The 12,161-nt window shown below is 45.4% G+C and carries 12 protein-coding genes; 1 reads left to right on the top strand and 11 read right to left on the bottom strand.

Annotated features, from left to right (window positions below; genetic code table 11):
* Positions 1-33: 33 nt before the first annotated feature.
* The 11 genes from msrB to IGK14_RS01490 all read right to left on the bottom strand — a co-directional run bounded on the left by msrB (position 34) and on the right by IGK14_RS01490 (position 11,122).
* Positions 34-465, bottom strand: a complete 432-nt coding sequence (gene msrB, locus IGK14_RS01540) for a peptide-methionine (R)-S-oxide reductase MsrB (protein WP_008376288.1) — start codon at positions 463-465, stop codon at positions 34-36.
* Between the two features lie 88 nt (positions 466-553).
* Positions 554-952, bottom strand: coding sequence for a GFA family protein (locus IGK14_RS01535; protein ID WP_010748647.1), 399 nt, complete (start codon positions 950-952; stop codon positions 554-556).
* Positions 953-954: 2 nt separating this feature from the next.
* Positions 955-1,515: a Maf family protein gene (locus tag IGK14_RS01530; protein ID WP_010748646.1), complete on the bottom strand. Its 561-nt coding sequence runs from the start codon at positions 1,513-1,515 to the stop codon at positions 955-957.
* Complete coding sequence (mutL, locus tag IGK14_RS01525; protein ID WP_010748645.1) at positions 1,512-3,620, bottom strand: DNA mismatch repair endonuclease MutL; 2,109 nt, start codon at positions 3,618-3,620, stop codon at positions 1,512-1,514. The genes IGK14_RS01530 and mutL overlap by 4 nt, the downstream gene beginning before the upstream one ends.
* Before the next feature lie 15 nt (positions 3,621-3,635).
* Complete coding sequence (mutS, locus tag IGK14_RS01520; protein ID WP_010748644.1) at positions 3,636-6,188, bottom strand: DNA mismatch repair protein MutS; 2,553 nt, start codon at positions 6,186-6,188, stop codon at positions 3,636-3,638.
* The gene (locus IGK14_RS01515) at positions 6,172-6,561 is read right to left on the bottom strand and encodes a YlbF family regulator (protein ID WP_010748643.1); all 390 of its coding nucleotides are present in this window, start codon (positions 6,559-6,561) and stop codon (positions 6,172-6,174) included. Before IGK14_RS01515 ends, mutS begins: the two co-directional genes overlap by 17 nt.
* 7 nt (positions 6,562-6,568) lie before the next feature.
* A complete protein-coding gene (locus tag IGK14_RS01510) occupies positions 6,569-7,366 on the bottom strand; it encodes a TIGR00282 family metallophosphoesterase (protein WP_010748642.1) in 798 nt (265 codons plus the stop codon).
* 150 nt (positions 7,367-7,516) lie between these two features.
* Positions 7,517-8,752: a peptidase T gene (gene pepT / locus IGK14_RS01505; protein ID WP_005227162.1), complete on the bottom strand. Its 1,236-nt coding sequence runs from the start codon at positions 8,750-8,752 to the stop codon at positions 7,517-7,519.
* Positions 8,753-8,789: 37 nt separating this feature from the next.
* Complete coding sequence (locus IGK14_RS01500; protein WP_008376307.1) at positions 8,790-9,212, bottom strand: methylglyoxal synthase; 423 nt, start codon at positions 9,210-9,212, stop codon at positions 8,790-8,792.
* A gap of 118 nt (positions 9,213-9,330) precedes the next feature.
* On the bottom strand, positions 9,331-10,107 hold the full coding sequence (locus IGK14_RS01495) for a Cof-type HAD-IIB family hydrolase (RefSeq protein WP_005227160.1): 777 nt from the start codon (positions 10,105-10,107) through the stop codon (positions 9,331-9,333).
* A 217-nt stretch (positions 10,108-10,324) separates the two neighbouring features.
* A complete protein-coding gene (locus IGK14_RS01490) occupies positions 10,325-11,122 on the bottom strand; it encodes a formate/nitrite transporter family protein (protein ID WP_005227159.1) in 798 nt (265 codons plus the stop codon).
* 367 nt (positions 11,123-11,489) lie between these two features.
* Between IGK14_RS01490 and rpsD the strand changes: the two genes are divergently transcribed.
* A complete protein-coding gene (rpsD, locus tag IGK14_RS01485) occupies positions 11,490-12,101 on the top strand; it encodes a 30S ribosomal protein S4 (RefSeq protein ID WP_005227158.1) in 612 nt (203 codons plus the stop codon).
* The last annotated feature ends 60 nt before the right edge of the window (positions 12,102-12,161 follow it).

Below are 12,161 nucleotides of genomic sequence, written 5' to 3'. Positions count from 1 at the left end.
CTGCGTCTTTTTTTCGCACACAGTTCCTAATACTTACTCAACGAGTGATTTGAATTCGCCATAGCCTTTTTCATCCATTTCTGCTAAAGGGATGAACTTCAATGCTGCCGAGTTGATACAATAGCGCAAACCGCCTTTGTCCTGAGGACCGTCTGAAAAAACATGTCCTAAATGAGAGTCAGCTTCTTTACTGCGGACTTCTACCCGATGCATGCCGTGAGAAAAATCGGCTTTTTCTTGAATATCTTGGCGACTGATCGGTTTCGAAAAGGACGGCCAGCCACAACCTGCGTCATATTTATCAGTAGAAGCAAACAATGGTTCTCCGTTGACGATATCAACATAGATCCCTTTTTCATAAAAATCATCATACTCGCCAGTAAAGGGGCGTTCGGTTGCATTTTCTTGGGTCACCGCATATTCGATTGGCGACAATTTTTCTTTTAATTCTTTTTTATCTGTCATTTTTTCACCTGCTTTTCCTCTAGACTCATCCTGTATGCTCTATCATGCCTTTTTTCTTAGCGAATGTAAAATGACTTGCTCAAATTGTTTAAGGGTTTTGTAGCTTTTGCCAACGAGTCGTTGGTTCCGCAAAATGGTAGAAATGCGGTTGATCTTTTGTATAGATTTCTTCGCTTAAGACAGCTTCTGGCATGTTGCCAAACAACCCAGCCGCAAAAAAATAGGTGTGTGCTTCTTTGAGGTAAAAGAACAGGCTCGAGCCGCATTGACTGCAAAATCCTCGCTGTGCCCACTCAGAAGAATCGTAACGTCGCAGCCACTTCGCTCCTTGAAGAGTCATCTGGTCCTCAGCGCATGGCGCAAGAGCAAACATCGGTCCGCCGTGAAATTTTTGACAGAGACTACAATGACAAACCGTGATTTCTTTCGCAACTCCCGTCAAGTTGATCGTGACTTTGCCGCAAAGACAACTACCAGAAACATCCATCCTTATTCCTCCTCCGTAAACTCTTGCAACAACTGATAGACCGTAGCGACAGGAAATCCTACGATCGTATAAAAATCGCCGTTTATCGATGAGACAAATATTTTGGCTGCCCCTTGGATCCCATAGGCGCCCGCTTTGTCTTGGTACTCATCTAAGGCAAGATACTTGTCGATCTCTTGATCCGTCAAAGGACGAAACACAACTTCCGTCGAAACCACTGCTTGGCGTTGCTGTTTGCCTTTTTGCAAAACGACGGCGGTATGCACCCAATGGGTACGTCCGCTCATTTTTCGCAACATCGACAGAGCATCTTTACGGTCGACTGGCTTTCCTAAGATTTCTTCACCCACCACGACCGTCGTGTCGCTCGCGATCACCAGATCTTCAGGATAGGTTTGCGCAATAGCCGCCGCTTTTTTTGCTGCCATCCGTTGGACATAAGGGATCGCAGCTTCGTTTGGTCGGACCGACTCGTCGATATCTGCTGGTATGACCGCAAATTCCGAGACTAACTCTGCTAGTAATTCTTTGCGCCGCGGCGACTGTGAAGCCAAAATAATCATTCCATGCCACTCCTTGCTCGATGAGGATCTTGAATCCGTTTGAACATCCGCTCCATGTCGCTGTTGGTGAAATGGATCAGCACCGGACGACCATGGGGACAGTTGAAGGGATTCTCGCATTTCGCTAAATCTTGCAACAAGATCCTAGCTTGTGCTTCATTCAAATAGTGATTGGCTTTGATGGATCGTTTGCAGCTCATCATGATCGCGGTTGCTTCACGAAACTTTTTGACACTGACACTTCCTGTCGTCAATAACATATCGATCATTTCGCGGATGATGGCTTCTTCTTCACCGCTAGGGTACCAAGTCGGGTGCGCTCGGACGATGAAACTATTGGTCCCAAAAGATTCCAGATGGATCCCGACTTCTGCCAGCTTGTCGCTTTGTTCTTGTAATTGCAGTGCATCGCTGTTGGGATAATCCAAAACGATCGGCACCAACAATTCTTGCAGGTCATTGGTCACTTCGCCGATTTTTTCGCGGTAATACTCGTATTTGATTCGTTCTTGCGCCGCATGCTGGTCGACGATATATAGCCCCGCCTCGCTTTGGGCAAACAAATAGGTCCCATGCATCTGCCCAAAATAATCCAATTGGGGAAAACGCTCCTTCGCTGGTTCTTCTTCCAGCAACCGTTCGACCGTTTTTAGGTAGTTGCGGTCATCCCCATGCATTTCAGGATGCAGAGTCGCTTGACTTTGCAGATCCTGCGCCGTAAGCTCTGGCGTCTCATCTGGGAGAAAGACTGGCGCTTCTGGCAGCGACGCTTTTGTTTCCGTCTGGCCTTCCACAAATGGTTTTCGGACAGGCTTATTTGGCAGCGTCTCTTCCAAACTGCGAAAGGTTTCCTCGGTTTCTTCCAACAGGTTGTCGCTAGATTCCTGTGGCATTTCTGGAAGTTTTCCACCTTCCTCCACAGGTTTTTCCACAGAGTTATCCACAGTCTGTTGATAAGTGTTGCCCTGCACCTCAAATTTCCCTGTTTCGCGATTATAAGACAACCCAGAAGTCGAATTTCCTGCTGACTCCAGTTCCAAGCCAAGCTGCTGGGCTTTTGGCTGATCGGCCACTTTTTTCTTGAAACGCAGATTGTCAGCGGCGTTAGGAATCAAATTGATTTCCCGCAGCGCCTCATTGATAGCTTTACTGATTAGCTTGGTCAGTTCTTCTTCTTTTGACAAACGAACTTCTTGCTTAGTCGGATGAACGTTGACATCGACTAATAAGGGGTCCATTTTGATTTCAAGGACAGCTAATGGAAAACGACCGACCATCAATTTTGATCCGTAACCAGCAACGATCGCTTTATTCAAAGCAAAATTGCGAATATAACGACCATTGATGATCGTGGATAAATAGTTGCGGCTGGCTCGGGTGACTTCTGGCAGTGACACAAAGCCAGTGACTTTAAAGTCGAGGTCCTCAGTATCGATCGCGATCATTTTTTTGGCGGTTTCCACCCCGTAGATCCCTGCGATGGTTTGTTTTAACTGCCCACTTCCAGTGGTGCTCAACATCTTATTGCCTTCATGAACGAGACGAAAAGCCACTTCTGGGTGGCTCAGGGCGATCCGATTGACGATATCGCCGATGTTCGCTAGTTCCGTTTGCAGCGTCTTGACATATTTCAAACGTGCCGGTGTATTGTAAAAGAGGTTTTCCACAGTGATCTTGGTTCCTTGCCGCAAGTTGGCAGGCAGATGCTCTTCAACAGCGCCGCCTTTTAAGCGCACAAAGGAGCCTTGTTGGGCGCCTTTGACTGCCGTTTCAATCGAGAGGATCGAAACCGAAGCGATACTAGGCAAAGCCTCCCCGCGAAACCCGAGGGTACGTATTCGAAACAAGTCATCCCGATTGTGGATTTTGCTGGTGGCGTGGCGTTTAAAGGCAGTCAAGACATCCTCTTCTGCAATTCCTTCGCCATTATCGATGACTTGGATTTTACGCAAGCCCGCTTCTTCAATAAAAATATCGATTTGGGTACTGCCGGCATCCACGGCGTTTTCAACTAATTCTTTGACGACAGAAGCCGGTCGCTCAACGACTTCTCCTGCCGCGATTTGGTTCGCCAGACGTTCGGATAACTCTTGGATCTTTCCCATCTGCTGACCTTCTTTCTAAATTCGTTTTTGCAGCTCGTACAATGTATTCAGAGCGTCCATCGGGGTCATTTCCAACAGATTCAATTTCTTCAACTGATCGATGACGCCGATTTCTTCCGTAGATACTTCACTAAACAACGACAACTGCTGACTTTCTTCGACGACGGGTTTTGGCTGTACCGTCGGTTCATGTTCTTCCAGCGCTTTTAAGATCGTGGCTGCGCGCTGTAAGAGTGCACTTGGCAGTCCAGCGATTTTGGCTACATGGATCCCATAGCTTTTATCTGCGGGCCCTTCCATCATCTTATGCAAGAAGACGACTTCGCCTTCTTTTTCAACGGCACCAACATGGACATTGCGCAAGTGCGCCAATTCCTCATCTAACACCGTCAGCTCATGATAATGGGTGGAGAAAAGTGTTTTGGCATGAACTTCTTTGTGGATATATTCAATGATAGCTTGTGCCAATGCCATGCCATCATAGGTCGCAGTCCCACGCCCTAACTCATCAAACAAAATCAAGCTGTTAGGCGTTGCATGACGCAGCGCTTGGTTGGCTTCCATCATCTCCACCATAAACGTGCTTTGACCGGCGATCAGGTCATCGCTGGCACCGATGCGAGTAAAGATCCGATCAAAAATCGGCATCTCTGCAGATTGTGCGGGTACGAAACAGCCGATCTGCGCCATAATGACTAGCAAGGCAAACTGCCGCATGTACGTACTTTTCCCAGACATATTTGGTCCTGTGATCAACAAGATCTCTGTTTCTTCATCCATCACGATACTATTCGGAATGTACTCTTGGTGACCAAGGACTTTTTCCACTACAGGATGACGGCCGTCGATGATCGATACCGCTCGTTTTTTCGCTACTGTCGGCCGCACGTATTGGTAGCGTTCCGAAACTGTGGCGAAACTTTGTAAGACATCGACCGCACTGACGGCTTTGGCTAACTTTTGCAGACGGGTGATACTCTTTTTCACTTCTTCACGGACGTCAAGAAACAGGCGGTATTCCAAATCCACCGATTTCTCTTCGGCTTCTAAAATCAAAGTCTCCAGTTTTTTCAACTCGGGGGAAATAAACCGTTCCGCATTGGCTAACGTTTGCTTGCGCTCGTAGCGAGAGGTATCTAAATTCACTAGATTGGCTTTCGTGATCTCAATGTAATAGCCAAAGACGCGGTTGAACCCAACTTTCAGGTTTTTGACTCCCGTCGCTTGGCGTTCGTTGGCTTCTAATTCCGCCAGCCATTGCTTGCCGTTACGCATCGCTGTACGGTATTCATCTAATTGTTGATGGAACCCGTCTTTGATGATGTTGCCTTCCGTGATCTGTAACGGGGCATCTTCATCGATCGCAGCTTCGATCAGTGCAACCAAATCATCTAAGGGCGTTAATTCCAGCAGCAAGTCATTCCACTCGCCACGGTTGATGCCTTGCAGCAATTGCGCGATCAGAGGCACTTGCTCCAAAGAAGATTTCAACTGCAGCAAATCGCGGCCATTGACATTTCCGAAGGCGACCCGTCCGACTAAGCGTTCCATGTCATAGACTTTCGTCAACGCTTCTTGCAGATCTGCTCGCTCAAAGAAACTGTCCAGTAACGATTGGACCATTTCTTGGCGGGCAGTGATTTTCTTTGGCTGGATCAAGGGACGGTCTAACCATTGCTTTAACAAACGGCCACCCATTGCGGTTTTTGTCTCGTCCAACAACCACAAAAGAGTCCCTTGTTTTTTGCCAGTTCGAATCGACTGCGTCAATTCTAAGTTGAATTTGGAATAATGATCCATTTTCAAGGCATGATCGGGCTGATATTCCACGGCTTGTTGAATATGCGCTAAACTGCGTTTTTGGGTGATCGCCAAATAACTTAGCAACTTCCCTGTGACTACTTTTTCTAACTCTTGGGAGAGAGGTTCTGTTAAAAATTGAAATTCGGCATTTTCTTCCAACGTTTCTTGCTTAGAAAACACGACATTCAAGCGATTGGTCAGTGTTGTTTGCAATGACTCAGGGATCTCGCTGCACAAAACGACTTCTTTCGTTTGCAGAGCGGCGGCCTCATTGACGACAGCTTCTTCATCTTCCAATTGCGCTGCTTTTAATTCACCGGTACTTAGATCGACATAGGCAAAGCCAAAACGCTCCCCTTGCTGCAAAACAGCTGTCAAAAAGTTGTTTTCTTTGGCGGATAGGCCTTTGCTGTCCATCACCGTTCCCGGCGTGATCAGTTGAACGACTTCGCGTTTGACCATTCCTTTGGTGGTTTTTGGATCTTCCACTTGCTCACAAATCGCTACTTTGTAGCCTTGCTCGATCAAGGTGTCGATGTAATTGCTGGCAGCGTGGTAAGGCACCCCACACATAGGGATCGGTTCCTCCGCATTTTTGTTGCGGCTGGTTAACGTCAGTTCTAAAATTTGTGCTGCCTTGACAGCATCCTCATTAAATAATTCATAGAAATCCCCTAAACGATAGAATAAAAAAGCATCTTGGTACTGAGCCTTGATGCTTAAATACTGTTCCATCATCGGGGTATTTTTAGTTTTTTGAGGCATTGGTTTCATCCTCCTCGATGGCTTTATTCATTTTCTTTTGGATCTCCGTCGTGACATATTGCAGCAATTCATCTGCTTGCAGTAACGCTTGGCGATAAGCAACCACTAAAGGATGCTGCTCGTATTCGTTTGTCAATGACGCATAACGCTGCTCGGCAGCTTTTTTTGCTTCGGGTTTCTCATAATGCTCAAATTGAACGATTTCTTTTTGCGCTTGCTTCAACGCTTCTTCCAGCTCCAATAGCCCTTGGTTTTGCAAGGCTCGTGCTTGAATTTCTTGAAATTCTTGAACGATCGGATGATCAGACAAGAGCCTTTGCAAAGCAGCCAGCTCTTGGGCAACGTGTGGTTCCTTGGCTAATTGCTCTTCCATGCTTCTCCTATTCTGTAAACGGGCGATCTTCACTGATTTGGATCGGACGGATCGATTTTGCTTTACCAGTGGCTTCATCAATCTCAAGCAAGCAAGCCGACAAAATACTGCGGCCTTTTTCAATCACTTCAAACCGTTGCGGCAACGCCGTCAAAAATTTTTCAATGACTGGTTCGCGTTTCATCCCCAAGATCCCATCATAAGGACCAGTCATGCCGACATCTGACAAATAAGCCGTTCCTTGGGGCAAAATCCGCGCATCATTGGTCTGGACGTGGGTATGCGTGCCGACGACTGCCGAAACACGGCCATCCAAATACCAGCCCATCGCTTGTTTTTCGCTGGTGGTCTCCCCATGAAAATCCACAAAGATAAACGGTGTGCGTTTGCGGGCAATCGCAACCAGTTCATCCATTTTGCGAAACGGATCATCAAGGTCTACCATGAACGAGCGAGCTTGCATGTTGATTACCGCTAATTCAATGGTGTTGACTTTCACAAATACCATGCCGACGCCCGGTGTTCCCTCTGGAAAATTGGCTGGACGAATCATTTTCTTCGCATCGCCAATAAATTCAAAAATGTCACGGTTGTCCCATGTATGATTGCCTAGTGTCACGACATCGACACCATCTTGCAAAAATTTCTTATAGATTTTACCAGTGATCCCACGACCCGCCGCCGCATTCTCGCCGTTTGCGATCGTCACCTGTGGCCGATACGCCTTTTTTAATTTTGGAAGGTACTCCGTGATCGTTTCTCTTCCTAATGAACCAACTACATCTCCAATGAATAATACCCGCACACATTTTTCCTCTTCTCTTTTAGCTTCTTTTCTATTATAAGGGTTTTGGTCCAGAAAAAAAAGGTTCTTTCACTTGCGGTTCTTCCCTGCAGCAGAACAAAAAAACACGCTAGACTCTTTCGCATCAGTCTAGCGTGTCGCTTAATTCTCTTAGGAAACAGTGGTGTCCTCTTGTCCTACATGTTCTACGATCGCCACGATCAAATCACGGGCTTTTTCCATCGCTTCCACGGTAATAAATTCATACTGGCCATGGAAGTTTTCACCGCCGACAAATAAGTTCGGTGTTGGGATCCCTTTATAGGTGATTTTCGAGCCATCGGTCCCGCCACGAAACGGTGCTTCGATCGGCGTCACGCCAATCGCTTGCATCCCTGCTCGGGCAGCTTCGATACTGCGGGGATCTTTCTTGATCAAATCCCCCATATTGTAATATTGATCATACAGCGTATAGGTGATACGTTCTTGCCCATAGGCTGTGTTCAGTTCATCAATGATCCCCACGATGTTGGCTTTTCGCTGTTCAAAAAGCGTATGATCGTGATCACGAATGATATAAGAAACTTCTGCTCGACCAATATGTCCCGTCAAATTGTGCAGCAGGTAGAAGCCTTCATACCCGCGGGTGCGTTCAGGAACTTCCTCTGCTGGTAAGGCATCATCGATTTGATGCGCGATTTTCAAGGCGTTGACCAAACGACCATAGGCAGTCCCAGGATGCACACTCGTACCGTCGATCGTTATATCGATACGAGCCGCATTAAAAGTTTCATACTCCATATGGCCCACGCGACCACTGTCCATCGTGTAAGCAAATGCTACTGGAAAATCCGCCGCATCAAAGCGATCAGCGCCAGTCCCGATCTCTTCGTCCGGACCAAAAGCGACCCAGACATCGCCACGCTTATGCGCATCCATCGTTTGTAAGATCCGCAGCGCATCAATGATCTCTGCGATACCAGCTTTATCATCTGCACCCAGCAGGGTCGTTCCATCCGTTGTGATCAACGTTTCGCCGACATAGTCTTTGAGATTAGGAAATTCAGCAGTTGTCATATAAATGGCTTTTTCTTTATTTAAACAAACATCCTTGCCATCGTAATTTTCATGGATCTGCGGTTGAATATTTTCAGCTTCGAAATCTGCCGTATCTACATGGGCAATAAAGCCGATCGCCGTTTTTTCAGGATTACCAGGTAGACGTCCGATCACAAAACTATTCTTTTCATAGTAAGCAACATCCGCTAATCCCATCTCGATCAACTGATCTTTCAATAAAAGAGCCAACTCAACTTGTCCCTGCGTCGTTGGGATGGTCTGACTCGTGGCATCCGAGCGAGTATTCATTTTTGCATAGGTCAAAAAATCCTTTAAGATTGCTTTCAATTCTGCACGTCCTTTTTCTTCAATTCTTCTACTATCTTTATAACGACAGGGGACGATTGTCCGTTTCGTGGATCACTTGTCGAAAATCAGCAAAGCCAGCTGCTAAGCCGCGCAGCAAGATCTCTGCCGTTCCCATATTGGTGGCTAAAGGAATCTCGTACACGTCTGACAAGCGAATCAATGCCGTTACATCTGGTTCATGGGGTTGTGCGGCTAAAGGATCGCGCAAAAAGATCACCATGTCCAAGTCATCTTGCGAAATCATGGCGCCAATTTGCTGGTCTCCTCCCAGCGGCCCTGATTTGTAGCGGTGGACAGGCAACTGGGTTGCTTCTTCGATCCTCTTCCCCGTAGTTCCTGTTGCGAAAAGTTCATGCTGCGCTAAAATTTCTCGATAGGCAGTCACTAATTTTACCATTACATCCTTTTTTCGATCATGAGCAATCAATGCGATTTTCATTTGCTGCATTCCCCCTTTTTTCTATTGTACCAATTTATTTTCTTTGCGACCGAGAAAAAACAAAAAAACATAGCACAGATGCCGCAAATCGACTGTGCTATGTCTAAAGGATTCCTTTTTAAATCAGTTGTAATTCTTTCAAGGCTAACCAGATGCCATCTTCATCATTGCTAGCGGTCACCATATCTGCGACTTGTTGGATCTCAGGGACCGCATTGCCCATTGCCACACCGACACCTGCGGCAGTCAGCATTTCACGATCGTTTTGGCCATCACCAAAACAGATCACATCTTCTTGTGCTATCCCTAATTGTTCTGCGACACACAAGATCGTTGCTGCTTTGGAGCCTTCTTTTGGAACGACATCCACACTGTTTTCATGCCAACGTACAAAACGCAGTTTGCTGTATTTCTCGTCAAAAAAATGCTCATACTCTTTTCCGTAAAAAGCCAATGCTTGATAGACTTCTTTTTCTTCAGGAAAGTCCATGTCCAGCTCAGGAAGTTGGGCACCAAAGGAATGCATCGCTGCTTCCATTTTAGCAATATCCAACGAAGACGCTCGTTTCGCTGTATCCATCCCGACAAAGGCCGTATCGATCCCAAGCTCTTGGGCTTCTGCCACGAAAGCAGCCAATTGCGTTTCATCGAGCAAATTTTTATACACCTGCTGATGCGAAAGAAAGGCGGCTGCCCCATTACATAAAATGTAATTATCAAAGGACAATGAACGAATAATGTCTTGGGCGTGAAAACGACTGCGCCCAGTGGCAACGGTCACGAAATGGCCAGCATCTCGCAGAAGGTCAAGGGCTTTTAGCGTACTGTCTAGTGGCTGTTTGTTCGAGTCAAGCAAGGTTCCATCAATATCAAAGGCAAAGAATTTCCGATTCATAAAAGGTTAAGGCTCGCTTTCTATTAAGAAGTAACTAAGATTTTGGTCTTGGTTGCGGTCATTTTTACAAAAAACAGCAAGAAAAACCGTACATACTTATTCTTAACACAAATGACCGCTGATTTCAACGCTCCGTTAAGGGATGATAGCTTCTTCCTAGAGAAATGTTAGAGAAAAGAAAAAAAGAAGCATCGCTGCTTCTTTTTGTAGGTTCTGATTAGTCGACATAGGTCGATTTTGAGTTGTTCAACCATGCATAGCCAAGTCCCATGACCAAGCCACCGCCGATATAGTTACCAATAAAGGCAAAAACTAAATTATGGATCACACTGCCGACAGTCATGCCTGCCAAGTGTCCCCCTGAAGCCCAGAAAGCTAAGGTAAACGCTGGGAAGTTAGCGATGACGTGTTCGAAGCCTAAGAAAGCAAAGATGAAGATGATGAAAATGATTGCTGCGACTTTTCCAGCATCGTCTTTCATCCGCATGCTTACCAACACGGCTGTGTTTACCACGATATTAGCGAACATCGCTTCCACTAAAATTTGGATAGTGGATTTTTCTAATTTTGCAGTGATCGAGGTCAGCATAAAGTTGTCTGCGGTCAGCCCTTGAAAAGGTCCGGTTAGCGCAACGATCGAGCCGAAGATCACCCCGCCGATCAAGTTGAATAAGACACACGTAAGCAAAATTTTCAATGCCAAAGGAATACTTAGACGTTTACGGTAAACCCCAACAGTCATATACAACATATTCGATGTTCCTAATTCTGCGTTCATATAAAGAATCATGACTAAAGACCAGCTAAACATAAATGCATACAAAATTTTTCCTAACCCGTGAACCATTGATTCACCTTTCATAGCGATCGCAAAAGCAATAGCTGTTCCGAGGGTCAAGAATAAACAAGCCATCATCGCACGTACAGCGTAACGCAAATAACTACTCTTGATCAAATCGATTTTCTTTTCTATGGATGAATCGATCTTCTCAAATAATGGGGATACTGGATTCATTTTTCTACTCCTTTTATGAAAAATTTTACTTCGTTATAATTTGCACAATACTTCCATATTCTAATGACGAAATGCTGATTTGTAAAGAGATATTTGAAAATATAAGTAATTAATGAAAAATTTCAAGCTTTGTTTTCATCAAATCCAAAGCCAGCTCCATCTTGACTTTTGCCCCTAGTTTGTCGTATACTATTCCTTGTGTAAAATAATGCAGCAGGAAAATAACAGCTCGTCACCAGTTCGTTGCCCCTCGGGTGCAATTGCGTAACCGCGGCTGCAAAGGTGAAGATTGAAGAACGAACTGCACGAATGTGAATTTTTCAACGGATTATTTTACTCCAAACTATTTTATTGGAGGAACTAAATTATGTCTCGTTATACAGGACCATCATGGAAAATTTCTCGTCGTTTAGGAATTTCTTTATCAGAAACTGGAAAAGAATTGGCACGTCGCCCTTACGCTCCAGGTCAACACGGACCAAACAGCCGTGGCAAAAAATCAGAATACGGCATGCAATTAACTGAAAAACAAAAATTGCGTCATATGTATGGCATGAACGAACGTCAATTCCGTACATTGTTTATCAAAGCAAGCAAAATCAAAGAAGGTAAACACGGTGTTAACTTCATGATCTTGCTAGAACAACGCTTAGATAACGTTGTTTACCGTCTAGGTTTAGCAACTACTCGTCGTCAAGCACGTCAATTAGTAAACCACGGTCACGTTTTAGTTGATGGCAAACGCGTTGATATCCCTTCATACCACGTTGAAGTTGGACAAGTCATCAGCGTTCGTGAAAAATCACAAAACATCTCAACAATCAAAGAAGCAGTTGAAGCAACAGCTGGCCGCGCGTCATTTGTAAGCTTTGATAGCGAAAAATTAGAAGGTTCATTAACTCGTTTACCTGAGCGTGATGAATTGTCTGCAGAAGTTGACGAAGCACTAGTCGTTGAATTCTACAACCAAAAACTTTAAGATTTCAACCGACACGATTCCTTTTGGGAATCGTGTTTTTTTGTGGACTCAACGGATTTA

The organism is Enterococcus sp. DIV0970a (assembly GCF_051711265.1).
GTDB lineage: Bacteria > Bacillota > Bacilli > Lactobacillales > Enterococcaceae > Enterococcus_D > Enterococcus_D casseliflavus.
Note: the sequence above shows the minus strand (reverse complement) of the source record. Positions and strands in the feature narration are given on the sequence as shown.